This is a genomic window from Acidovorax sp. ACV02, from assembly GCF_014851475.1.
GTDB classification, from domain to species: domain Bacteria; phylum Pseudomonadota; class Gammaproteobacteria; order Burkholderiales; family Burkholderiaceae_C; genus Acidovorax; species Acidovorax delafieldii.
This window is the reverse complement of sequence record NZ_JACUZU010000013.1, coordinates 50741-74489: the sequence shown is the minus strand read 5'-3', so window position 1 is coordinate 74489 and position 23749 is coordinate 50741. Positions and strand designations below refer to the sequence as shown.

The following is a 23749-nucleotide window of genomic DNA, read 5'->3' as shown; positions in this document are numbered from 1 at the left end:
ACGACTACATCCGCTGGTACAACGAGAAGCGGATCAAGATCTCTCTTGGCTCCCTCAGCCCTATCGAATACCGGGTGAGCCTTGGACTTGCGGCATAAAACCAGTCCAAGTTTTTATCCGCACCCCCCTTTATGGGTTAGCTGGTCAGTTTTGGAGTGGCACCAACAACACGGTACCTTGACTAAACCACCCTTCCCTCCAATGTTGCACTCATCCCAGGCCTGTAGGCCCCCGGCGCTTGCAGGGCATCGACGCTGTCGAGTTCACTTCGATCGGGCGCTGGCTTCAGATCATTCCTCGGGCGCGACGAGCGGCACGCAGACATAAAAGCGCCATGCCGCATGCCCGGCACCAGGGGGTTATCTTCAAGGCGGGGGGGCGTTGTGCATCGGGCACAGCTAGGGTAGCGCCGGACTCCAGCGCGTGTGCGCAAATCGCAAAGGCGCGTTCGCTCAGCTGAAATGCAATGCCCACCGACGCCGATCTAGAACCTTCATCGTGGCGTACTCGCAGGCGCGAAGATGGCCGCTATTGCGGCTTACCTCACTCACGATAGATGCATCGCTGACTCACGCCGAGTGCGGCTGACCTGAAGTGCTTCCTACATCTTTCATTCCGTCTTCCAGCATATCCAGAAAGCAGCGGCCCGCCAGCGTTAGGTGGCGGCGCGACGGATAAAGGGCGTAGATGTGCATCGCGGGGGGAACCCAGTCGGGCGCTACCTGAAGCAGATGTCCGCTCGCGACAAAGCTGGCCGCCATGATCCTCGGAAGCTGCACAACCCCTAACCCCTGAAGCGCTGCGTCTCGGTTCAACAGCAGGTTGTCGCTCACAAAGCGCACGTCCAGCTCAACGTCCGCACTTTCGTTCTGGGGGCCGATCAGTGTCCAGCGAGCCAGTGACGCAGTAATACTCCAGCCCACAGCAGCGCAGCGGGATAGTGCCAATGGTGTCTCCGGGATGTTGAGCGCTGTAACGAGCGCTGGACTTGCATACAACCCATAGGGGACCGTTGCCAGCCGTCTGGCGACAAGGCTGGAGTCCGTCAGAGGCTGTGTGGTCGGCTGAATCACGAGGTCCACTGTGTCGTCCAAGGGGCGCAAACGACCGTCCGTGGTTTGAAGTGACAGGGTGACGCGAGGATAGCGAGCGCTGAATTGCAGGGCTATTCGGCCAACAAGGGATGCCGCAATGGCTGCTGGGCAAGCCACCCGTAGTTGTCCCCAGGGACTCTCCAGGCTCTCACGTGCGACGGAGATAGCCGTTTGCGTTTCAGCTCGCACCGCCTGGCCATGTAGAAAAATGCGTTGCCCTACATCGGTCAATTCAAACCGCCGTGCATAGCGGTGCAGCAGGGCAACCCCAAGGAATGATTCAAGAGCCGCCACGCGACGACTCAATCGCGACTTCGGTATGCCTGTGCGCCTGCTGGCAGCGGTGAAGCCTCCTGCGTCGGCTACCTCTACAAAACTCAGAAGGTCTTCCACAGCCAGCAACACGTTGTCCATTAGGTCCATCCGTCATCGTCGTTGTGCAAATAACGCGTGCGCCTGAGGTTCAAGCTCTACCGCTGTGCAATTCCCAGCTTGCCATAGGTTGCTGCAGCCCAGGCCTTCTTCGATGTGCCTGTTTTTGCAACGGGGTGTTCTACCACTGAGTCTCGCCACCGCAAGGTTGGTTATCTAGCATAAGTTTGTCAGCAACTGACATCTAGACCAACTATTCCAGGAGACATGATGACAACGCGAAGGATCTTTCTACAGGTTTCCTCCGGGGCACTTGCCGGTTCGTTAATAGGGTGCGGTGGCGGAGGCGATGAAAAGCCCGTGGTGGACACCACATCCGGTAAGTTCAGCGGAACTATGCTTGGTAGTACGACGGTATACAAAGGCATTCCGTATGCGCGTCCGCCTATTGGAGCGCTGCGGTTTCAATCGCCAAAGCCCTATGCGCCCACAACAGCGCAGGTGACCCCAGCCACAGCATTTGGTCCTGCCAGCCTGCAGACGCTCCCTGCGAATGTGACCTGGATCTACACGCAACCTGAAGAGCAGAGCGAAGACTGTCTCACTCTCAACATCTGGGCACCTCGCGACGTCAGCAAGGCCCCCGTGATGGTGTGGCTCCATGGCGGTGCGTGGCGCACGGGCGCGACCAGCATGCCCCTGATGGACGGGCAGAGGCTCGCTGAGCAGGGACTGGTTGTCGTCACGGTCAACTACCGCTTGGGTGCAATGTCCAGCCTGGCCCACCCAGATTTCACAGATCCTGAAACCGGACTTGCTGCGAACTGGGGCCTGCAGGATCAGGCGGCCGCGTTGCGGTGGGTGCACGAGAACATTGCTCGTTTCGGCGGGGACCCAGGCAACGTGTGCCTCGCAGGGCAATCGGCGGGCGCTGTCAACGCGGCATTGATTGCGCAGCATCCCGTCTGGAGCCAGTGGCTGCACAAAGCTGTTTTGTTCAGTTCTGCCGGTATTGCGGCGCCTGCAGGGTTCTCCCTTCAAGACGCGGCCAGCTACACCGAACTGCTAGCCACGACCCTCAAGACCACACCCAAAGGGTTGTTGGGCATCCCTGCGGCCACATTGCATGCGGCCGAGTTGGCATTGAACGCTCAACCGCTGCCCGCTACATTCCGATCCGGCTTTGGCGTCAAGGCGTCACCCGTGATGGACGGGAAGAGCGTGTTCGCCGATTGGACTCGGGTGGGATGGCCCCAGCGTGTACCGGTGCTGATCACGAACACGCTTACCGAGGGATCTTTTTTTGTTGACTTAGTCGACCCAGCAACGCAGGCCTCGCTCACAGCTCCGCTGCCTTCCTCCATGGAGGCGCTCACAGCCCTCGTCGCGCCACTTTCTGGTTCTGCGAGTCGGGCCTCCCAGGTGATAGCTGCCTATCAGGATGCTGCCTTGGCCGAAGGTCGCTCCTCAGCACCGGGTAACCTGTGGGTTGAAATCAACGGTGATCGCAACCTGCGCAACTTCTGCGTCCGCTATGCTGACAGTCTTGTAAAGCAAGGCGCCAACGTGCGATATGGAACCTTCATGCATGACTTGCCAGCCCCGGGGCGGGGCGTGCCACATTGTGCAGAGTTGCCCTTCTTGTTCGGCACGTATGGGCTTGATTACTACCGTCAAAAAGTCGGGTCGGGCTCAGCAGAGCAGCAGCTCAGTCGACATTTGATGAGCGCTGTGACCACCTTCGCCCAGAGCGGGACTGCTACTTTTGCGGACGGCACCGCCTGGCCAGGCTACGGCAGCGGTAGTGCGAACTCCGCGCTGATTGGCACTGGAGCGTCTTCATCCATCGCGTTCGGTACGGTGCCCAAGATCGCCCAGATGCGCGTGTGGGATGCCCTTTTGGGGTACCAATAATTAAAAAGGGCGCGAAGTCACTCGGCGGGCAGGGCCGCGTGGACTAGGGCTCCCCGAAATGTCAGCGATCGGATGGCAACGATTAACTCTTTAAGCTGGCGCAGCGCGAGCGCGAGTGCGCCAATCGGGGGGGGCCTGGAGCGCCGCAAAGCCTACAGGTCATTCGCTCGGCGTGGTCGGTGTGGAATGCGTCGCTGCCCGCGATTGTTGCAAGCGCGACGCTGGGCTGGGGCTGCCCGATCAATGACACGCCTCACCAGTGACGGCGGTGTTTCGTAGTGGCGGTGCTGCCTGCTATCGTGTGGACGACGACTGCGTGTCCGCCGCCCCCTTCCGTATCCAGGCCTTGAAGCAATGCGATCGTTGATTTCCTTTTCGCTGCGCGCACCTATCGCTGTCTTTGTGGCGGGCCTCGCTGCCGCCGTGCACATCGGCAAAATTCCACCCGCCATTGCCGTGTTGGGGGATGCGTTGGGGGTCTCGCTGGTCGAGGCAGGTTTCCTGCTGTCGGCGGTCCAACTGGCAGGCATGCTTCTGGGCGTTCTGGTCGGGGCGCTGGCCGATGGCTTCGGCCTACGGCGCACCATGCTGTGTGGGCTTTTCGTATTGTGTTTCGCCAGTTTGGCGGGAGTGTGGGCTCGCCAGCCTTCCGACCTGCTCGCATTGCGGGCGCTGGAGGGGTTGGGTTTCCTGTGTGTTGTGCTCCCAGCGCCTAGCTTGATGCGGCAGTTAGTGCCTGCTGCGAGGCTGCCTGCCTTCATGGGGCTGTGGGGTGCCTACATGCCCGCTGGCGTTGCTCTGGCGCTTCTGACGGGGCCTGTGGTCATGGCCTGGTGGAACTGGGAGGCTTGGTGGGGGCTGCTGGGGGTAGTCGCGGGCTGCGCGGGGCTCTGGTTGGCCTGGGCCGTTGGGCCGGATGCCCGGCGAGCCGCCGTGGCCCGTCCGCACACCGCCCCCCCATCTCCTGCGGTGTTGGTTCTGGTGAGGCGGCTGCGGATGACACTGGCCAGTCCCGGGCCCTGGGTGGTGGCAGTGGCCTTTGGTATGTACTCCTGCCAGTGGTTGGCCGTCATCGGGTTTCTGCCCTCCATCTACATGCAGGCCGGTGTCAGCGGCGTGGCCGCCGGTGCGTTGACCGCACTGGCCTGCGCGGCCAACGTGGTGGGCAACCTAGTGGCCGGTGGCTTGATGCGGGCGGGTTGGCGCACGCACCTTCTGTTAGTCATCGGCTTCGGCGGCACTGCATTGGCCACGGTGGTGGCATTCAGCCCCTTGGCTGGAGATGGCCCGATCCTTCGTTTCGCTGCTGTGGTGGCGTTTTCGGCGGTGGGTGGGATGATTCCTGCCACCTTGTTTGCCCTGGCGGTACGGGTGGCGCCCAGCGAGCACACGGTGTCCACCACGATGGGATGGGTACAGCAGTGCTCAGCCTGTGGCCAGTTCCTGGGTCCACCGCTTGTGGCCTGGGTAGCGGGTCTGGCGGGCGGCTGGCATTTCACCTGGGCGGTCACGGGCGTAGCTTCGGTGGTGGGCATTGCACTTTCATTGTGGGTGCGCCTCAAACAACCGGCCTGAAGGCGGGCAGGGCTAAGCGCCCCTCACTTGCAGCACTCCGGACAACGAGCGTCGTTCAGGCTGTTGCGCTCGAAGATGTCGGCTGTTGGCGCCGATGTAGAAGTAAGCCACTTTTGACTCATGTGCCGACGACCCCGTGAGCCACGCGAGTGCCTCTATCCCCACACGCCTGTTGGGTGCGGGGGCGGAAAAAGGGGCGCAGTCGAAGGTCGGCGCGGTGGCTCACTCCGGTCTCGGCGGCAGCAAGCCTGACCGCCGGCATCAGTCTGGTCCGGCCCGAGGCACGACCAATCAGCCTTCGCGGAAGGCGGCTGCCTCAACCCGGTGTCTTCCCCGACTTGGTAGACGCCGCGGGCTTCACCAGCCGCGAGATCTCACCACCGCACGCGCTGAAGTTGCGGGCGTATTCCTCGGGGTTGTCGAACAGCACCTGGGCTTGCATCAGGCGGTCGAGTTCCTGTTTTGCGTAGAGCAGGATGGCCGCGCTGCTGCTGCCCGAGGCCCAGGGATAGTCCAGCTCGCGGAACTGGCGCGCGATGTCGCGGTGAATGCGCACATGCATCTGCTCGTGTCTCATCACGTGCGCATAGGCACAACTGCCCGGCGGGATCTCGCTGGCCACGCGCAGCACCGGTTTGATGTAATCCAGCCGCACGACGACGCCCTGGCAACTGGTCTGCGGCATCACCGCCAGCTTGGTCTCGACAACGACGTGGCCGAGTTGCGTACCGCTGCGGCCGGCGCCCGCGCCGATCTTCGTCAGTTCGGCGGCCGGTTTGGCGTTGCCCACTTCCGGGTCGGCGAACCAAGCCGCAGTGAAACGCACCGCCTTGTCGCAGGGAGGCAGGTTGGCGGACTGCGCCTGGAAACAGGCGCTGACCAGCAGCAGAGCGAGGAGGCTTTTCATCGTAACCTTCTGGTTATCGGCAAGACGCGCTCGTCCTGAAGCGGTGGCCGCAAGGCGGCTAGCCTGACCGGGGGCGGACGAGCATGCCCGGCGCCGGCTGGTCGCCAGTTGGCGTTTTTTCAGCCTCCGATCACATTGCCTGAAATCGTATTCGACCTGACTTGGCATCGACGCAATGACTCGCATCCCGCCCAGCTTTGGATCAGAGGACTAATCGCAGAGTGCTCGGCATCGTTGTGACCAGATACCCTGAAGCTCGCGGATAGAGGAGCCGCGCTGTCGCCCAAACGCGATGCCGACGCTGTAAACCGGATGGCAAATGGAGCGAAGCCTAAGGCGCTTGAATCATCATGCGAACTCAGGGCCTGCTGCTGCCAGTGAATGCAAACATTCAGCGAGTGCTTTCTCAAACCGCCAGCGGCAGCTCTTGTCCGATAGTGCGCCTTAGATGGCACGGTTTGGATGACAGCAATCGCTGCAGAACAGACGTCCGGCGCGGCAGCTTCAGGCTGAACAGAGCCAACTGCGGTCGCGGATCCGAGCGGCAGCTATGGTCATCACCGGACTCTCGCCGGCCAGTGGCGCCGAAGACATCGACCCAGATGATCGGAAGCGAACTAACCACCAGGCTTGACGGACTCTCTTCCTTAGGCAACGCGTGAGCTGTCCACATATGGATTCACCAATCCGCTCGCGCCGCTCGGAACAAGCTCATGGACGCGATGTGGTATGCCTGCACTACGACACTTTCGGCTCAAGAACTCAGCTTCGGCACTGTCGTGGGTCGATAGAATGACTTGGTAGCCCAGGCCCAGCACCATCTGCCGAAGTAGGTCCATGAACGCGCTGGCATGGATAACGTCGTTGTGTTGAAGCGGGTCGTCCAGAAGAAGCCCGCGCCAACGTGACCAGCCGAACGTCGTACTAGCAGCCAGGAGCGCCGCAACGCTGAGCGCCGATAGCTGTCCTTCGCTGAAGTAGAGGCTTGGATTCATGTCCACCTGACTCGTTGATCCGTCAAGCTCGCTGCGGACTATGTTTGGTCGGAGTTCAGAGCGGGTGGCGTGATGTTCCGCCTTGTAGGTGACGGCCGTATCTGACCACGTCATGAGCGCGCGAGCGAAACGCCTAATGGTCGCATTTAGCGGAACAAGGACGCCACCAGCATACTCCTTGGCCAGCTCTTGCATGCGAGTGCCGACGTCGTCGACCTTGTCTTTCGCTGCCTGAGCGAGCTTCAGATCATTTGCGGCCTGTTCAACACGCTGGGTAAGGTGGGCTTGATACTCCTGTTCTGTCTCGACCTGCGTGGCCTGAACCCTGCCCTCGATGTCAGCTTCCAGCTTACGCAGTTGCTCGTCTTGGAGCCACTTGCGGTACCCAACGGTCAGCCGATAGATAGCTTCTTCAATGGGCTTCAGCGCTGAGATTCGATCAACCGTCACCTGGCGATACGAAGCCAGACGATTCGGGTCTGGGTCTCCAGTTTGACCATTTTCGGTCCAACGTCCGCGGGCTTCCTGCATCTCACGTGCGAGCGCAGCCAGACGGGCATTTGCAGCTGAAATGGCCCCGATTTCTCGCGCTTCCGCTGCTTGAAGTGCATCACGGTTTGCCTGCGCTGTGGCCAGGCCGCTTCTCGCTGTTGTGACCCGCTCTCCTGCGTCGCGAGCACGCTCTTCCGCTACTTCCTGCTCCGCGGCCAAGTCAACCAAGATGCCCCGCTCAACGCTCCACAGATCGGGATGCTGAAGCAGCACGGATCGTGCCGTTTGACCCTCGTCGGCCGCTCTGGCCAAAAGCTTTTGTGTTGAGCTGCGCTTGGCCGCTTCGGCCTTGACGGACGCCTCGGCCGCTGAAAGTAGAACGGCGATTGCTTCCGGAGTCGCGGTCTGCGCCAGAGCCTCATCAAGGCGCACCAGCGCTTGCTCTAACTCGACAACACCACCTTCGCCGTACTTGCCATCGGCGGCCCCCCCGGCCTCGACCAGTTGCTGGCGCAGATCGTTCTCCTCAGCGAGGTAAGCGGCCAAGGAGGAGTCCAACTGCCCGACGTCGGCCAATTCACGATCCGCCCCGGCAATCTGACGGTGGAGTGTCTCAATCTCATTCCGCGCCTCAGCCAAGGCGTTGGCAATGGTTTGCGCAGGTGTGGCGCCGACCGCCAGTTGAGCTTGCACAAGTTCAAACAGCCGGCCTGGAGGAAATGCCGTCGTGCATACCGGACACGCGGTGTCGTCATGGCTGAGCCGATGAGCGATCGCTGCTACCGCCTCGTTGATTGACCGTGATCGTTCATCGTGCAAACGAAGGTCGTCGTTCAGGGAGGCAACACGGGCGGCCGCCTTCTCCGCTTGGTCGACCCACGTTGCCCGCCTTTCGCGAATCCCAGGCGAATTTCGGTCAGCTATCAGTTGCGTGACCCGACCAATCTCAGCGCCCACCCGCGCGAGCGATGCGGAGATCTGCGATCGCTTCCTCGCAGAGGTCACCTGATCTGCAAGAGCGCGACGATCGGCGCGCTGGGCAACAGCTGCAGCATGCTGCTTTTGCAACTCCTCGCAACGCTTCGCCGCCTCGGCTTGCGCTGCCTCTGCTGCAGTATGCTCAGCTTGCAAGGCGGCCTGACGCACTAGAGCGTCGTCTTGCTGTTTCGCCGAGATCGCCACACGGCCAATAGTGACCAGGCGATTCTGGACGTGACTGATCTCAAGCTCGCCGGTCCGCAATGCTTCAGCCGCTTCAAGCAGTTTCGCATCGGCCTGCTTCAAATCCTCACGCAATAGCGCCAGCCTTGCGTCGGTCACCTCCACTTGAGAGCCAAGCGTGGAGCTTTCGGAGCGAGCAGACTCGAATGCGTTAAGAAGAGTAGTTAGCGAATCAATGGCATCGCTGTCCGCAGCTGCTCGCTCTTTCGCCGAGCGGTATAGCGAAGAGAGCGCATCCAGCACAGCCTCCGGCGATTCATTTGGGGAACTCTGAGGCCAGCTCCCCAGATTCGTCAGCCCGATGACCTGACTGGCGACCTTGTCTGCCTCCGTTCTCAGCTCCGACGGCGGCACCGCGTTTTCAGAAGACGCCAACTGCCGCGCGCGGTCCCGCTCACTGAGCAATTCATTCCACGATGTCAGGTCAAGGGTCGCTTGCTCGAGTTTCGCGCCTCTGTCCTCAATTGCGCGAGTGAAGGCTCGCTTCACCCCCATCCCACTCATGCGCTCGCGCAACGTGTTGATGCGATCAACGCCTGCGGGTCCTTTCAGCGCTTCCCATTGATCAGTGGGTTTCTTCAGCGAGAAGCGTTGTGCAGACGCCTGCCCAAAAAAATGGGTGATGGACAAATAGCCGTGGAGATTGCTGATCTCAGCCCATTCGGGTCGCTTGAGTAGCTTGATGATCTCGGCTTCGCTCGCTTCGAAACCTGCGCCTCGATCGATGACAGTCCCATCCGAAAATTGCAGGCTTACGCGGTGACTTTTCTCGGGTGCACCGATGCGTGTCAGAGGGTCTATGTTCCTGCGGCGTCCATCGGTCGGGATATCTTTGAAGCGACCGACGTCGTTGGTGAGCGCCCATTCGATACCATCGAAAAAGCTGGTCTTGCCCAGTCCGTTCCCGCCGGTGATAAGCGTGACGCCAGGGCCAGCAGGAAACTCGAAGGCGTAGCTATCGCCATAGATCCGAAAGTTAGAGAACTCAACGCCCCGCAAATACAGGTCGGTCATACAGCTTCCTTTCGCTGCAGCTCAATCAACCGATCAACAAGGGTCGTGAAGTCGAGCTCCTGATCTTGTAGCGCATCTTCCCAACCATCGGGAAGGGAGAAGTTTGCGACGCTATCCAGGCGTTCAGATCGCTGCTCTGTCGGCCAGGGGCGCGCGACAAAGGTGCGCTCTAAGAACTCCTTGGCGCTGTCTGCCGTCGGGGAATCATTGAACAACCAGACGAGCTTCCGACAGACACGATCGTCTGCTTCGATCTCCGCAGCAAGTTGGCGCCACTCTGGCGCGCCAAATGCGCCGACGGGAGCAGCTACGAAGAGATGGAGATTCGGAGCGGCCGCGCCAAGCCACGACCTAGCGATGGTGGCCTGGTTTCGATAGCGAAGAACTTGCGTACTGACGTTGCCCCTGCTGGGTGGACCTGTCAGAACCCCCAACAACACAGGAAAGTCGTCGAAGATCACCGCCTCGACAGATGCTGGTAGGTCGCTACCTTGCCGCCGGACCGTGCTACCTGAAATCGCGTCGCTTAGGACCTCGGAATTGAATCGATCGCCCTTCAGATACTCAGGCGCATCCGCGACAGTGGCGCCGATGGTTCTGGCCGCCTGACGCAACATGGTTACGAGGCTGGCTGCGTCTAGATCAGGCATTGTCGACCTCCTCTAACGATTGTCGAGCTGCATCTGCCCGACGCTGAAAGATGGACTGAAAGAACCGTTGCACTGCAAGGGTTCCCTCTTCAAGTGCACATAGGAACTCGCCGTTCGCCCCAATGACGATGGGCCTCTCGCTCAAGGAGGGCACGCCCAGTTTCGGTCGGTCAGAGCTGATCTGGTCCATCCGAATATCGCCTTCCATCATCTGCACGGCTTCGCTCAGCTCGGACAACAGAACGACGCTTGTGGTCCAGTTGTGCTGCCCCGCCATGAGTGCGTGAATTGAGCGGCGATCGATCCACTCCACGCCACAGGTGTGCCCCGTTAGTGCTTCTACAGAGACGTTTCCAGGATGCTGCGATACAGGCGCCACCGGGCGGCCGGAGCAGGCCGCAAATGCCAGGGCGAAGATGGTTGGCATCGTCAGGTACCTGCTCACGATCTTCGGCCCTATGCGCACCAGAGCGGCCTCCTCCACGTCGACTTTGTCGTGAACGCTGGCGAGCAACCGAAGGAAACGGCGCCGTTTCTCCGGATCGATCGCCAGGGCGCCATTCCATACCTGCCAGAGTTCCCACAGCCGTTCTCGCAGGGCAGGCTCGATCTCCCAGCCAGTTGGGACAGCAGGCGGCCCCAAGAAGTCGAACAGGGCACCGTGGACGGCGCTAAGGGTGCTGGTGTCGAGGCGGTCTTGGATCGTGTCGACCATCTCGCCAAGGTGAAGTTCAGCGAGTTGAGCGAGAGGCGGCGGGTCGCGCCAGTCCTCGATCGGCGAGCTAAAGGCCAGGTTGGGCCCCGGGTGCGAGCGATCCGACCACAGGCTGTTGAGTGCAGTTCGCCATCGCGCAGCATCACGCATTATGAGAGTGAGGCCACCAGCGTGTGCACCGACGCGGGCAATGGCAGGGAGCAGGCGCGAAGCGTCGGCAGCATTGACGTCGCAGTACAGGTCCACTGTTGAGCCGGCTGCCCACAACAGGTGGATGTCTGATGGTTGTATGTCACCTGCCCAAACCACATTGCCGTTGGTGGCCAAGGTGATAGTCACGCGCTGGGCGTGGGGGTAGGCGGCAACCTGCGGCGCTGCTTGTACTGCGGCAACCGCCGCGTTTTCGCGAAATGGCTCGAACCGATCGACGGCGGTTGCGGTGAGTCTCGGCGACACCGGTCGGATCGGGTTTCCTGCTGCAATCGCCTCGCGATATGCCGCAAGCAGCTTGGCGAACGGCGTCAGATTGGCGTCGGCGTTCGGTCCGAGACGCAAGAACCGCTTGAACGGCTGGATGGCGCTAGGATCACCCACCAGCCTCACGTCACCGGTCTCTGGTGGCACGCCATCGAAATCAACACCCACCTTGAGCGTGATGGCCTTTCGTCCCATTGCGTCATCCGCGTCAGCCTCTAGCACCAAGAATACCGTGAATCGGTTGTGCAAGGCGGTGGCCCGCCGAAGAAGGCGTTGCTCCTTCGTGTGCAGGCAGATCCGCACATTCGGCCTCAACCGCTCGTTGATGGCTGCCCAGACATCGGGCGGGACGAGATGTCGGACTCGGTCGCGATAGTGAGCAAGCAAATCAATATCGGCGCCGGGCGCCCACGCCTCATGCTCGATCGCTTCAAGTTCGGCGAGCGCCGGGCCGAGATCCTGGTCGACCAACAGCTTGCAGATATCGCTGTGCTCATGGCTGTCAAAGGCTGCAATCAAGAAATCAACCAGCCCGCCATCACCGTTCCCGGAAATGAAAATCAGTGGGTTGTCGACGTCTGCGAGGATGGGCCCAGAGAGTTCCGTTGGCGTCCAATACGACGAGGTCTCGGGACCTAGGAACCGCTCGATGCCGAATCCGATAGCGAGCACCACTACGTCATAGATTCGGTTGGCGGCTGTGCCGACATTCGTCACCACGCGAACAGGCCCAAGATCGGTGCTCTTGAGCTCTGTGACTTCGTGGTCGCAGAAGACGGCAAGCTTTGACGTGCCGATCGCGCGCTCAAACTCGGCAGCAAGAGTCTTCGCGACATCGCCCGCTGGTCCGGCTTGCCAGTTCATTAATGGCAGGCCGGCGTCTGATTGATCAGAACCTTGCGCTGGCCAGTCATAAAAATGTGGGTGAAGAAAGCGCCGACTGTTGCGCTGGAAATCCAGGGTGCTCGGTCTGCGCTCGAACAAGTCCAGCCTTGCCAAGTTCGGGGCAGCCTTTGCAAAGGCAACCGCTGCCGTCATGCCGGCGACGCCGCCGCCCACAATCGCCACTTTCCCGCCGTTTAGTCGCACCAGACCCTGCGACAAGATCGCATCGACCAGATTGAATGCGCGCACTTGTTGGGAGTAGACAGTCACACGCTGCTCAAAGCAGCCAAGGACGAGGACGCGCTTCGTGCCTGTGACGAGCGCTGCTTCGACAATTTCTTGAGGCGTCATGCCTGCCTTGGAAGGGAATTCCAGGGTTGCCGGACGGGAATTTCTTGACGCATCGCTTTCCTCCCTCCGTCTATTCTGATCATTATTTAGTGATCATAGCAATGGCGAAGAGCGCCCATCACAGAACCTTCTGGAGGAGGCCGGCTGGTCAGTTGCAGCCCGTCGCGGTGACACTCCCTGAGCTAGAGGATGCATGTGCACATACGCCATTTTAAGAGGCGCCCCTCAAGGAGAATGTGTGACCGCGTCAGATGACCGGTATGCGGCCAGCAGTGTGAGTTCGGCCGCAGCGATCGAAGGGCTGGAGACGCTGCGTAGCGGTCGCACGACTGTCCGTGCGCGTAAATAAATGAGAACGCCGATGACATGAAAGGCATTGTCAACGTGCCCAAGCGTCGACGGTTGCATGCTGAAGAACGCGCCCTGATGATTGCCGCTCCTGTCGAGAACCACTGATCTGGTGAGCTGGCGCTCAGGAGGAGCAGCGGAACTCCAGCTCAATCTTCCCCGGCCGTTGCCGGACCGTTTTGGTCACCAGGATCGTCACATCATGGCCGAGCATCGAAACAGGAGTAGCCGTTTCCCTATCTTCACCGTGCCCGCAGGGGCGCTTGAATGCTGAACACGGAAAAGAAGCTGCGGAGCTAGGAGCTAGGAGCTAGGAGGAAGGGATGTACTGAAGATCTGCGAGATTCATGGGTCGTAGGGGGTCAATAGCCCTCAGCACCCGCCACTTCAATTACACGGGCCAGATGACCCTGCTCTATAGCCTGCCGCGGTGTCCGGCCGCCCAAAGCGCCCGAAGGCGTCTCCAAGAAGGCGAGTAGTGCCCAGCCCTCAGTCGTTCCCAAGGCTTTTGAAAGCTTGGGCACTGCATCCCATAGGGCAGGTTCAAACTGCCAACTGGGCAACTTGAATCCACCCCGGGGTTGGGTCAATCCGATCGCCCGCCCTTTGGCGATCCACGCATTGATCGTCACTGGGGTGGTACCGACCAGATCCGCAGCCATGTCTGTGCTGAGCATGTCATTGGCTTCCAAGCGGGCCGTCCGGGCGGCCAGGCTGCCAGCCAGAAAGGCCTTTGTCTGAGCAGCAGACGCGTAGGGCGACGGATGTTCAACTGCGCTTGGGCTGTTGCTTGTGCGGAGGCGAGTCGTTGAGGTTGATGTTGTCGAGGGTGTTTTCATGGGGACTTCCATCACTGGCGCCCTATGGCGCGTTGCGGCCGCAAACCTTGCTACTGAAATACGAAGTGCGGGGCAAGTTCAATGCAAAAGCCTGCTTGAGCTTGGCCACCGGACGTGAGAGCAAGGAGAAGACCTCGGCGCTGTGGTGAACTGGCGCTTCGAGAACCAACGGGCCGATATCCAAATCCACGAGGCCGATACTGGCTGTCCGACGGCTGACCAAATTGGCCAAGATCGAGAGTGCGTGGCAACGCTTCACGATGCCAGCGACACATTGCAAGACCGCGAGGATGTCGGAGTGGCGTCGCATCATCGGTTGGTTGTTTTCAGAAACTACGGGGTTAGGCGGACAACCCCGCATGGCAGGCGCCCAGTTTTTCCTTCAACTCGTGTTGAGCTACAGGGTTGGACAAACCGGTAGTTCCTTCGCACGCAACCAGATTTTCCCGACAGGAGTCAGGCCACCCCTCCAAATCGTCATCAAGTGCCAGCCACTGCCGGGGCTTTCGGCGTCGAGCGTCTTCTTGAACTTGCACACCCCGGGGTGTGGTGCGAAACATGGACAGATTCCAAGGATCCACGCCATGGACACGCCTGTGGTACGTCCCACCAATGAACCGGGCACGCAGAGAGGCCGGAAGCCGTTTGAGGGTTGCACTGTATCCGGGGCGGATACACCAGGTGCTACTCAATACTAGAGCGACTGTCGGGTACGGTTCAAGCACTGATTCCAGGATAGGAATCCATTCGAAAAGAGAGTGCCCTGCAGCCTCATACGGGCTCATGTAGATGCCCTTGCGGGGATACCAGAGCACTTTTTCATGGTGAACAACACCATCGAGGTCTAGGTACAGAACGATGTCCGCGCTGCGGGGAGCAGACGCGGGGAGATACGGGGCGTTCTGGCTAGAGGGCATCGCCGTAGGCATTCTGCATGGTGTCAATTGGTCAGCGCGGATAGCGACAGGTCCAGACCTGACTCACGATCAGCCCACTCCCTGCCTATGCTTACGAGTACGCACCGGATTGGGCTCGCAAGAGCAAGCTCTTCACGACTTCCAGGCCGTCCGGCTCATTGAGCACATCGATGGGTCTCCGATTTCCCAATGCTGGGACCACACCAGTAAGCCAACGGTCCAGCCACGCTCTTGCATCAAAACCGGCTATTTCCCCTGACTCTGCGAGCATGTCCTTTACGAGCACGGTGAGAGTGGCGATGTCGTCTTCAGGGGTCATGGCTTGCTCCGTGGAAGTGGCTGGGGATGAGCTCGAAACACTGATAGTGCAATCCTTGGGATTAAGCGTCAACTTTTGGCCTCTGCCAAAGGCTTGTCCGAACGGCACTTGTCATTTACGAGCCTTACCGGCGATTTCAAGAACGACGCCTTCCTTCAGTTCACGGACTTCTTGGAGGATGCGTTTTCGGACCTCTGGCGGCAGCACAGCGGTCATCGGGGACGCTTGCCTCAGTTCCTGCGCTCGGTGGGTTCTCCCCAGTGCCTTACGCCACTTGCGATGCTCCAGGATGTCTTTCCACTCAACCCACAGGCTGGCCGAGCGCTGGTCCCCAGCATCCAACCACTTTTGAAGAACTGCCTGGGCCTGCTGGATCAACGCAGGCTCAGCGCGAACGCGTCGCACCGCTTCTTCATGGAGGGCGAGACTTCGTAGATCCTGGATCCGATGGCGCGTGGTGTCCGCGGAAACGACGATTCGTACCAACGGCGCATCACGGCTTGCCCCTTCAGCCTCAGTATTTGACGTGACCGGTCGCATAACGTCATCCGCCAGCACCGCCAGATCACTCACGATGCCCAAAGCGGATATAACTTTCAAGTAGGTGCCCATGGACGGCGTGGGATCTCCCGCTTCGACCGCGCTCAGTGTTGCGCGCGAGATTCCCGCGCGGCTCGCCATCTCCACCGTGCTCAGGCCTTGGGACTTTCTGAGACGTCTGAGTGTGTCGCCCAACTGGAGGAGCAAGTGGAGCTGTAGCACGGAGGAGTTGCTTGAGACGAGCATCTGTTCGGTTTACTTGGCAGCACGAGTATCAATAAAGCAAGCTGAACATGGAATGACATTTCGTCAGATTGAGTACTTTTCCGCACTTAAGGATGCCCTGCCACTTCCCTCAGAGGCTGGTCGAACGCTCAAATGACCACCTTTCGGCCGTCACGCTTCTGTTTCATCCGCGTACGCGCACTGAGAGCATTCGCCCCCTATACAAATACAAGGGGCGTTCACCAAATACAAACGGCCCTTTCTTCTCATCTCGAACCGAGAAGTACACGCGTTTGCCGGGGAGCCATTTCACCCTTCTAAGAATTGGGAACCTGAGGGGATCATCTATCACGATGTCTGCGGAACAAAAGGCTCCGCAAAAGAGGCTCCTGGGTTCAATGGCACGGCGAGTACCTTCCAGATTGGTCACAGCAAACTATATGGCGCCGGAGTCTGAACTCCATGCTGCCCAAAGCGTTTCAAACATTCAGAGAATTGACGTGTGAGCCCGATCCCCAGGAGGCAATGAAAGCCTTTCGCCGAATTCAGTAAAAGCGACGAAATTGAACAAAGCAAGCCTCCTGTGCGACCTCTGCGCAAGCATGCTCCGGGGCGACGTTTTGGCGCATGCTCTGGCGTATGTGCCGACGCAACTGTTTTACTAGGAATGTGGTCGACAGCAAACCTTGATATCGCATGGAAGAACTTTCTTCATTGCGTCATACACAACGATTTTTTTCCATGTGGCAGAGGAGTTGTATCTGTCCTTAACGACCAAGCCAAGAACTTCGGGCACCGAGATGGCCCAACCCAAAGCGCTCCCAATCGACTCAGCAGACGGCAACTCCCAATCTTTGCACAGTTGCTTCTCGATAGCATCGATTGCTCTGGCTTCGGATCCAAAACAGCCAACAAGTTCCAAGACGAATCGTGTCCAATTTTCGTGGATGAAAGTCGATGGTTGCTCATGAAAAGCTTCCGTGCATAGTTTCACAAATCGGCGGTAGGCTTTTCCTGCAGGCACTGCCAGCTCGAGTGGTTCAATTTTGTGGCATGTGTGACATCTCTCGCCTGGAAGTCGCAGCTTGATAGGGTCGCGGTCATAGCATTGGCATAGGCCGTCTACGGTGACAAGCGGAGTGCAATGTGTGGGGCACATCATCATGAATGGGAGCTGATGAAGCACGTGCCAAGAGGCAAACCCAAGCTCATCGGACTCAGCATCAGCGCAAATCGGGCACCAACGCAGCACAGCGCGTGGCACGTGTACTTGAGTGTTTGCTTGAAGCTCACCGCAAAGTCGGCGCCCCTCTATAAGGCTACAACTTGCCCTTTCGGCATCCAAGCTAGACAACCCTAATCTGGCGAAGCCGAAGACAGTGTGCTTGACCAGAACGTCTTGCGGCGTGACTTTGCCAGCAAAGTAGTTTCTACTCACCCAACCAGCCCCGACTCCAAAGGCGTTAATTGAGTGTGCGTTAAACCCGTAGAACTCACGTCTTGTGTAAACCCTTGTCCTCGCAGCCTGCGTTCGCAGAGTCAGTACAAACGCCGTGTGAAGACTAGCCCCTACCGGTAGACAGGTTCCTGAGCTTCTCAGATTATTTTGCAACTCTATTCCCTTGGCACTGCATACTCGCTAAGCTCAAGTTCCAGTTTTGCAAACTTTGCATGGCTTTCGGAAACCCTGTTCACAACGGCCTGCACAGGTAAAAATGACAACTCCAATTCAAAACTCTATTCAGGCACACCACGGTGAGCAATGTGGACAGCGAGGGGGTAACGGCGAGAGACATTGGGAAAGCATTCGGAAAGAGAAGACGGGACCAAGTTTACGGAACCCGTCAAATCCTCCCCTGGTCTGCCTTGCTTCGTTCACCGCAGACTGATCGTCTCGCGCTTCCACGCTGGGTCCTGCCAGCGCTGGAACAGGGGCAGGGCTGCCACATCGCCCGTCACGCGCTCGGTGGTCAGGCCCTCCAGCCGCACCACCTCAAAACTCTTGCGGTAGCGGCCCTGGCCCCGGGCTTCGCGTGCCACCAGCATCTGCTGGCCGCCGGGCACCCAGCCCGCCCATTCGGCTACACCGGTCTCGGGCGTGGCAGCGGCGGGCGGCAGCACATCGGCCAGCCAGCCGCCTTCCGTTTTGCGCAGCACCCACAGCTCGCGCCAGCCTTCCATGGGCTGCACGGCCAGGGCCAAGGCTGTGCCTTCGCGGTTGGTGCTGGCCGATGCAGTCCACACCACGCCGTAGGTGCAGCGGCGCAGCAGTGGCGCCTTGGCGCTGTGCTGCGCGTCCACCAGCAGCACGCAGGTTTCGCCGGGGGCGCCGGGCTCGGTCAGCAGTGTGGGGCGTGCTCCGGCGGCGGTCGCGACAGGCGCCGCAGCAGGCACCAGCGCCCAGCGTACGGCGCTCACTCGCATGGCAGCGTCGTTGTAGGCGCTCTGGTCCTCGTCGGGCAGGTCAACCTTGCTCACGCCACTGAATTCCGTCAGGGCGCGTGCGGCGGCCGCAGCCACCGCCGGGTCGGCCGCGTTCTTACGCGCCTGCTGGAAGGCTGCGGCGCCCCACACGCTGGCGCGCCGCATCTGCACACGGTTGCGCAGGTAGCCGGGCAGGCCCGCCACGTCCACGCGCTCCAGCACCTCCGCCTGCCAGGTGGTGACTTTGGCACGCTCGTGTGCGGGCAGGTCGGGGTTGATGCATTCGGGGCGGGTCAGCGCCAGGACGGCACGGGCGCGCTGCTCGGCATCGGCCACGGGCATGGCCAGCAGGCGGCGAAAGGCCTCGCCCTCGTAGCAGACCTGCATGCGGCCTTCGACCTCGTAGGTCGCAAAGCGCACGCCGTAGCCGTTGGCCACGTCCAGGTGTGCTGACAACGTAGCGCCCGAGGCCTTGCCCGGCACGGCCACCGAGGCACGGCGGGCCAGCCGGTCGGCAAAGGTGCCCAGGGCATCGAAAGCCTGGGCGCCCTCCACACCCGCCAGGGCCTTGGCGGGCGCGGCTTGCAGGTAAGCGGCGGTGAGGCCGATGCCCAGCGCCTCGGCACCCGGGGTGTCCTGCACAAAGCGCATCACGGCCAGCAGCGCGGGGCCTTCGGCCTCGGTCAGGGCCACGCGGCGCACATCGCTGGCGCGGATGAAACCACCGCGCTCACGCTTGTGGTCCCACACCTGCAAATAGTCGAGGCGCTCGCCGCGCACTTCGAGCACTTCGCCCTGCCACAGGCTGGCCTGCTGCTGGGCACCATCGCGCGGTGCCGCGCGCAGACTGGCCTGGTCTTGCACCACGATGGCGCTGGGCGATGGCTGGGGGGCGGCCTCGGCCGCCACGGTCACTGCAGCGCTGGCCACGGCTGCCAACAAAGTTGCGAAGGTGGCGTTCATGTTCACTGCTCCACGGCTTGGGTGGTGGTGGCGTCGTCGGCCACGGCCGCAGCCTGGGCTGCACCGGCCTGGGCGTTGCGGTTGCCGCCCAGCAGCGCAGCACCGATGAAGTCGCCGTTGGTAGGCGGGGGCGCGATGATGACCTGGATCTTGTCCGAGAGCTTGTCGGCCAGCGTCTTCTGAATGAGCAGCGGGTGTTTGGTCACCAGTGCGCCTTCGCGGGCCATTTGCTCGGCGTTGACCTTGCCCACGCGGTCCATGCGGTAGGCCTCGGCCTCGGCCAGCTTCTGGCGGGCGTCGGCCTCGCCGTTGGCTTCGATGCGGCGGGCCTGGGCGCTGCCCTCAGCGGCTTTGACGCGGGCCACGCGTTCAGCTTCAGCTTCGAGCTGGCGCTGTTCGATCTGGCGTTGCTTGAAGGGCAGCACGTGCTTCATGGCCTCTTCCTGGGCCTTGGCGGCGATGACCTGCTCACGCGCGGCGGCTTCGGCGGCCACTTCGCGACGCACCTTGTCGGCGTTGGCGTCCAGCTCGGTTTCCTTCACACGCTTGTCTTTCAACTCCAGCGTGTAGCGCATTTTTTCGGACGCCAGCTCTTCGGCCAGCAGGCTGTCCATGCCGCGGCGGTACTCCGCGGGCAGGTCCACCTTGCCGATCTGCAGGCTGCGCAGCGTCACGCCATCGGCCGCCAGTCGGGCGCGCAGTTCGGTTTCGATGGTCTGTGCAATTTCGGCGCGCTTGGACGAGAAGATTTCACGCACCGTGTAGCGGGCAAACACCTTGTAGACCAGACCCTGCACGGCAGGCTCCACGATGTCGACACCCACGTTGTCGGGCAGGTTGCCGGCCTTGACGGCGGGCGAGTTGGGGTCCAGGGCATAGCGCACGCTAAGGTCCAGCCCCAGCGACAGGCCTTCCACCGACTGCAGCGGCGCACTGCCCGTGGCCTGGCGCATGGCTTCGGGACGGTAACTCTGGTCGCGCAGCGAGAACAGGCGCACCGTGTGCAGGCCGGGCACCACCCACACGCTGCCATCGCGCCACAGGCTCACGGCACCGGTGAACTGATTCAGGCGCACACCCAGGTCGCCTTGCGCCAGGTGTTGCACCGGCGGATTGCGGTACACCGTCAGGCCTGCAGCGGCCACCACAGCGCCAGCGGTCAGCCAGCGCACGGTGCGGGCGGTGGGCAGCAGGTAGGCCCAGTTCAGGCGAGGGGCATCGGCACCGCGTGCATCGGCTGCCACAGGGCTTTGCGATTCAGCCTCCAGCACGGGCTCCGTGCCTGCTTCGGACAAAGGGGTAGAGCGACGGCCCTTCAGGGTCTGCACGATGCGATTCCAGGTGGCTTTCATGGTGTTTCTCTCTCAGGTTGGTTCGGTGTTGTTGTCGGTTCTGAGCCGCCGCTGTGGCTGGCTCATTGAGGACCGATTGTTCGGATCCACCCCGGAAGCAACAATGCAGCGCAGCCCCCAATGCGCTCACACCGGCCACGCGAACCTTCCGGCCCCGGAAGAAAAACTCACACCGCTCAGAGCGGGGCGCCGGGATAATCCGCCCACCCCTCTACTGCCCCGCCCTGCCCATGACCCGCATTGCCGTGATCGAAGACGACCTGCCCACCAGCAACCAGTTGGCCGGGTGGATACGCAGCGCCAAGAGCGGCATCGTCATCGACCAGTGGTTCACCCGCGACGAGGCCGAGGCCGCGCTGGCCCGTGAGCACTACGACGCCGTGGTGCTGGACATCGAACTGGGCCGCGAGCGCCATGCGGGTGTGGCCCTCATCAACGCCATCAACAAGCTGCGCCAGGGCACGCCGGTGCTGGTGGTGTCGGCCATGCCTGCGGCCATCTACCGCAGCATCATGAAGGCGCTGGACGCGTGGGACTACCTGCAGAAAACCACGTTCGAAGAGGCCGATTTCATTGAGACCTTTCTCGACATCCTGCGCACCACACAGGCCCAGGCCCCAGCCAGCGCGCCCCCCGCCCCCGCGGGTGATGCACTGGTGCTGGACCCGCTGTGGCAGCGCACCCCCACCTGGCGCGGCGAGCGCATCAACCTACCGCTCACGGCCCAGCGCATCCTGGCCACGCTGCACCAGCGCAGTGGCGAGGTGGTGTCGTATGACGAACTGTTCGAGGTGGTGAAAAGCGGGCGCAATCGTGACAACGTGCGCAAGCATGTGAGCACCATTCGCGAGGCGCTGCGTGAAGTCGATCCTGGATTTGAGGGAATAGAAAACGTGCCCATGCGCGGGTTCCGCTGGGTCGGCAAATGAAGCGCCTGCTGCGCCGCCCCACGCTGGAAATGCCTAGACTGGGCCTGCCCGCGTTCCGCCTGCGCATCCTCGTGCGCGGGGTGTTCGTGCTGCTGGCCCTGGCCACGGTGGCGCTGAGCGTGGTAGTGCTCAAGGACGAAAAGGAGCGCGCCTGGCAGACCTACCAGCACGGTTTTGTGCGCAGCCAGGCCGAGGTCATGGCGCGGCTGCGCCACCCCTCGGGCCAGCTGGCGCTGCTCAATGCCAGCCACCTCGGCCAGGGCGTGACGCCGCTGGCGCCGCTGCTGCTGCCCTACGCCGCCATCGACTTTGACGACCCCCAAAAATCGCAGCAAGCCGTGGAGATGGCGGGCTGCTCCGTGCAGTACCCCGATGGCGCATCAGTGTGCGCAGCGATTGGCAACAACCCCTATGCGGGCGGCTTCATTTACCTGGTGGGCAGCTTCTATGCCGGCGAGCTGATACCCCGCGAGCGCGGCGCCTTGGTGCCCGCCGAGGCACACCGTGCGCGCATCACCCTGGACATGCGGGGTGCCACCTACCGCTGGATTGCGCCGTATGAGGCCATGCCCCCACAGGGCAACGCGGCCGTGCGCGGGCGCCTGACGGGGTTTGTGGACAACGGCACGCCGCAGCTCGACGCCCGCGCACGGCCCGTGCGCGACTTTCGCGGCTGGCTGTGGCAAAACGGCCAGTGCCGCGACCTGCCGCCCCCATCGGCCAGCTCGCCCGCTGGCGAGGCCACCATCACTGACTGCCTGCGCCGCACCCACTACTCCATCCGCCTACCGGTCGAACTGTTCCGCGAAGCCCTGTTCCGCAAGGACGAGCGCCTGGTCTGGCCGCCGGAAGACCTGGGGCAGATGCGTGTGCGGGTGGAGATGCTGGCGCCGGGCGAGGACACCAAACCGCTGTTCGACAGCGACGCGCCCGGCGCGCAGCTGGCCGCATCGCTGGGCGACCTCTCGCGCAGCCTGCTGCCGGGTGAGCGTGTGCAGATCCGCAAAATGGGCAGCGACGAAGCCAGCGCCATCACCCTCAAGGGCGTCGAAGTGCAGGCCGATCCATCTGCCCCCTGGCTGCTGCGCCTGATCCGCTGGCTGCCGCTGGAGGCCGCAGGTGTGGGCCCGGCAGCAGCCACGCCCGCCGCCCCCACGGCCCTGGACATTCTGGACACGCCCACCGGCAACTACGTGGTCAACTTCACCGGCCACCTGCGCGGCGTGGAGCAAGGCCTGGCCGCTGTGGCCACGCGCCTGTCGTGGTACCTGGGTGCCATGCTGGGCGCCATTGCGCTGGCCTGGCTGGTGGTCGAGGTGGGCCTGATCCGCCGCGTGACGGCCCTGACCCGCCGCGCCGCCGCCGTGTCGTACAACGTGCAGCCTGGCCACACCGGCCCCCGACTGGGCGATCTGGATGTGTCGGACCTGCGCGGCTCGGACGAGCTGGGCATTCTGGCCGGGGGCCTGGCCGACCTGCTGCAGCGCGTGAAGGACGACCTGCAGCGCGAGCAGCTGCGCGCCCAACAAGAGCGCGACATGTGGCACGCCGTAGGGCACGAGATCATGTCGCCCCTGCAGTCGCTGATGGCGCTGAACGGCCCACAAGACCCCGGCCACCGCTATGTGCAGCGCATGCAGCAGGCCATCCATGTGTTGTATGGCACGGCATCGCCCGCCGAAGCGCTGCAGGCCGCCGATGTGCCCGAGGGGCGGCTGGACCTGGATGCCTTCTTGCGCAACGTGGCCGACAACGCTCACTTTGCGGGCATTCTGGATGTGGTGTACGACCTGGGCCCAAGCCACCCTGGCCCGGTCATCGTGCGGGCCGATGAGTTTGCGCTCGAAGACGTGGTGACCCACATCTTGCGCAATGCCGACCGCTATCGCCCCACAGGCAGCCGCATCAGGCTGACGCTCACGGCGTCGGAATCCACCGCCAGCGCTACGCTGCACAACCAGGGCTCCACCATTGCAGACGAACTGCTGGAGCGGATTTTTGAGCTGGGCGTTTCCGACCCTGCCAGCCCCACCCCGCTGGGCGAGGGCGAGCACCGGGGCCAGGGGCTGTTTGTGGCCAAAACCTACATGGCCAAGATGGGCGGCACCATCAATGCGCGCAACACGTCTGATGGCGTGGCCTTCATCCTGACCTTTCAGCGACTGGGCTGACCCAGCCCAAGACGCGAAGCGCGCGCACGGGCAAGGGCGGCTCTGTCCGACAGGGGCACA

General features: G+C 61.8%; 18 protein-coding genes. 5 read left to right on the top strand and 13 right to left on the bottom strand.

Translation table 11 applies throughout. The annotated features are described in order from the left end of the window. The coding region (locus IB236_RS23285; protein WP_156358536.1) for an IS3 family transposase at positions 1 to 98 on the top strand (98 nt) is incomplete at its 5' end. A 471-nt stretch (positions 99 to 569) separates the two neighbouring features. On the opposite strand, the gene IB236_RS23280 is transcribed toward IB236_RS23285, so the two are convergent. Further along, on the bottom strand, positions 570 to 1508 hold the full coding sequence (locus IB236_RS23280; RefSeq protein ID WP_146870892.1) for a LysR substrate-binding domain-containing protein: 939 nt from the start codon (positions 1506 to 1508) through the stop codon (positions 570 to 572). 228 nt (positions 1509 to 1736) lie between these two features. On the opposite strand from IB236_RS23280, the gene IB236_RS23275 reads away from it, so the two are divergent. Beyond that, positions 1737 to 3380 (top strand): carboxylesterase/lipase family protein, encoded by a 1644-nt coding sequence (locus tag IB236_RS23275; protein WP_192422384.1) that lies wholly within the window; start codon positions 1737 to 1739, stop codon positions 3378 to 3380. A gap of 354 nt (positions 3381 to 3734) precedes the next feature. Then, positions 3735 to 4955: a CynX/NimT family MFS transporter gene (locus IB236_RS23270; RefSeq protein ID WP_192422380.1), complete on the top strand. Its 1221-nt coding sequence runs from the start codon at positions 3735 to 3737 to the stop codon at positions 4953 to 4955. A gap of 316 nt (positions 4956 to 5271) precedes the next feature. On the opposite strand, the gene IB236_RS23265 is transcribed toward IB236_RS23270, so the two are convergent. From IB236_RS23265 to IB236_RS23210, 12 genes are all read right to left on the bottom strand, one after another. Further along, positions 5272 to 5862, bottom strand: a complete 591-nt coding sequence (locus IB236_RS23265) for a hypothetical protein (protein WP_057228344.1) — start codon at positions 5860 to 5862, stop codon at positions 5272 to 5274. A gap of 647 nt (positions 5863 to 6509) precedes the next feature. Next, positions 6510 to 9584, bottom strand: coding sequence for an AAA family ATPase (locus IB236_RS23260; protein WP_192422379.1), 3075 nt, complete (start codon positions 9582 to 9584; stop codon positions 6510 to 6512). Next, on the bottom strand, positions 9581 to 10234 hold the full coding sequence (locus tag IB236_RS23255; protein ID WP_192422378.1) for an ABC-three component system middle component 1: 654 nt from the start codon (positions 10232 to 10234) through the stop codon (positions 9581 to 9583). Before IB236_RS23255 ends, IB236_RS23260 begins: the two co-directional genes overlap by 4 nt. Next, positions 10227 to 12662: an ABC-three component system protein gene (locus tag IB236_RS23250; protein ID WP_192422377.1), complete on the bottom strand. Its 2436-nt coding sequence runs from the start codon at positions 12660 to 12662 to the stop codon at positions 10227 to 10229. Before IB236_RS23250 ends, IB236_RS23255 begins: the two co-directional genes overlap by 8 nt. Before the next feature lie 710 nt (positions 12663 to 13372). After that, positions 13373 to 13849 (bottom strand): hypothetical protein, encoded by a 477-nt coding sequence (locus IB236_RS23245; protein WP_192422376.1) that lies wholly within the window; start codon positions 13847 to 13849, stop codon positions 13373 to 13375. A 22-nt stretch (positions 13850 to 13871) separates the two neighbouring features. Beyond that, positions 13872 to 14159 (bottom strand): hypothetical protein, encoded by a 288-nt coding sequence (locus IB236_RS23240; protein ID WP_225581335.1) that lies wholly within the window; start codon positions 14157 to 14159, stop codon positions 13872 to 13874. 31 nt (positions 14160 to 14190) lie between these two features. Beyond that, complete coding sequence (locus IB236_RS23235) at positions 14191 to 14766, bottom strand: HAD domain-containing protein (protein WP_192422374.1); 576 nt, start codon at positions 14764 to 14766, stop codon at positions 14191 to 14193. Positions 14767 to 14857: 91 nt separating this feature from the next. Beyond that, the gene (locus IB236_RS23230) at positions 14858 to 15085 is read right to left on the bottom strand and encodes an antitoxin Xre/MbcA/ParS toxin-binding domain-containing protein (protein WP_192422373.1); all 228 of its coding nucleotides are present in this window, start codon (positions 15083 to 15085) and stop codon (positions 14858 to 14860) included. A 111-nt stretch (positions 15086 to 15196) separates the two neighbouring features. Continuing rightward, positions 15197 to 15871 carry a helix-turn-helix transcriptional regulator gene (locus IB236_RS23225; protein WP_192422372.1) on the bottom strand — a complete coding sequence of 225 codons (675 nt, stop codon included), beginning with the start codon at positions 15869 to 15871 and terminating at the stop codon, positions 15197 to 15199. Positions 15872 to 16511: 640 nt separating this feature from the next. Continuing rightward, positions 16512 to 17288: a TniQ family protein gene (locus IB236_RS24650; RefSeq protein ID WP_192422371.1), complete on the bottom strand. Its 777-nt coding sequence runs from the start codon at positions 17286 to 17288 to the stop codon at positions 16512 to 16514. A gap of 437 nt (positions 17289 to 17725) precedes the next feature. Further along, positions 17726 to 19237, bottom strand: a complete 1512-nt coding sequence (locus IB236_RS23215) for a hypothetical protein (protein ID WP_225581333.1) — start codon at positions 19235 to 19237, stop codon at positions 17726 to 17728. A gap of 2 nt (positions 19238 to 19239) precedes the next feature. Next, positions 19240 to 20589, bottom strand: a complete 1350-nt coding sequence (locus IB236_RS23210) for an SPFH domain-containing protein (protein WP_192422370.1) — start codon at positions 20587 to 20589, stop codon at positions 19240 to 19242. A gap of 230 nt (positions 20590 to 20819) precedes the next feature. On the opposite strand from IB236_RS23210, the gene IB236_RS23205 reads away from it, so the two are divergent. Both IB236_RS23205 and IB236_RS23200 read left to right on the top strand, forming a co-directional pair. Continuing rightward, the gene (locus IB236_RS23205; RefSeq protein ID WP_192422369.1) at positions 20820 to 21518 is read left to right on the top strand and encodes a response regulator transcription factor; all 699 of its coding nucleotides are present in this window, start codon (positions 20820 to 20822) and stop codon (positions 21516 to 21518) included. After that, a complete protein-coding gene (locus tag IB236_RS23200) occupies positions 21515 to 23689 on the top strand; it encodes a HAMP domain-containing sensor histidine kinase (RefSeq protein ID WP_192422368.1) in 2175 nt (724 codons plus the stop codon). The genes IB236_RS23205 and IB236_RS23200 overlap by 4 nt, the downstream gene beginning before the upstream one ends. Positions 23690 to 23749: the final 60 nt, after the last annotated feature.

Excerpts from the sequence above, each read along its gene's own strand:
- IB236_RS23280 (WP_146870892.1), bottom strand. The coding sequence starts at position 1,508 with ATGGACAACGTGTTGCTGGCTGTGGAAGACCTTCTGAGTTTTGTAGAG.
- IB236_RS23275 (WP_192422384.1), top strand. The coding sequence starts at position 1,737 with ATGACAACGCGAAGGATCTTTCTACAGGTTTCCTCCGGGGCACTTGCC.
- IB236_RS23270 (WP_192422380.1), top strand. The coding sequence starts at position 3,735 with ATGCGATCGTTGATTTCCTTTTCGCTGCGCGCACCTATCGCTGTCTTT.
- IB236_RS23265 (WP_057228344.1), bottom strand. The coding sequence starts at position 5,862 with ATGAAAAGCCTCCTCGCTCTGCTGCTGGTCAGCGCCTGTTTCCAGGCG.
- IB236_RS23260 (WP_192422379.1), bottom strand. The coding sequence starts at position 9,584 with ATGACCGACCTGTATTTGCGGGGCGTTGAGTTCTCTAACTTTCGGATC.
- IB236_RS23255 (WP_192422378.1), bottom strand. The coding sequence starts at position 10,234 with ATGCCTGATCTAGACGCAGCCAGCCTCGTAACCATGTTGCGTCAGGCG.
- IB236_RS23250 (WP_192422377.1), bottom strand. The coding sequence starts at position 12,662 with ATGACGCCTCAAGAAATTGTCGAAGCAGCGCTCGTCACAGGCACGAAG.
- IB236_RS23245 (WP_192422376.1), bottom strand. The coding sequence starts at position 13,849 with ATGAAAACACCCTCGACAACATCAACCTCAACGACTCGCCTCCGCACA.
- IB236_RS23240 (WP_225581335.1), bottom strand. The coding sequence starts at position 14,159 with ATGCGACGCCACTCCGACATCCTCGCGGTCTTGCAATGTGTCGCTGGC.
- IB236_RS23235 (WP_192422374.1), bottom strand. The coding sequence starts at position 14,766 with ATGCCCTCTAGCCAGAACGCCCCGTATCTCCCCGCGTCTGCTCCCCGC.
- IB236_RS23230 (WP_192422373.1), bottom strand. The coding sequence starts at position 15,085 with ATGACCCCTGAAGACGACATCGCCACTCTCACCGTGCTCGTAAAGGAC.
- IB236_RS23225 (WP_192422372.1), bottom strand. The coding sequence starts at position 15,871 with ATGCTCGTCTCAAGCAACTCCTCCGTGCTACAGCTCCACTTGCTCCTC.
- IB236_RS23215 (WP_225581333.1), bottom strand. The coding sequence starts at position 19,237 with ATGAACGCCACCTTCGCAACTTTGTTGGCAGCCGTGGCCAGCGCTGCA.
- IB236_RS23210 (WP_192422370.1), bottom strand. The coding sequence starts at position 20,589 with ATGAAAGCCACCTGGAATCGCATCGTGCAGACCCTGAAGGGCCGTCGC.
- IB236_RS23205 (WP_192422369.1), top strand. The coding sequence starts at position 20,820 with ATGACCCGCATTGCCGTGATCGAAGACGACCTGCCCACCAGCAACCAG.
- IB236_RS23200 (WP_192422368.1), top strand. The coding sequence starts at position 21,515 with ATGAAGCGCCTGCTGCGCCGCCCCACGCTGGAAATGCCTAGACTGGGC.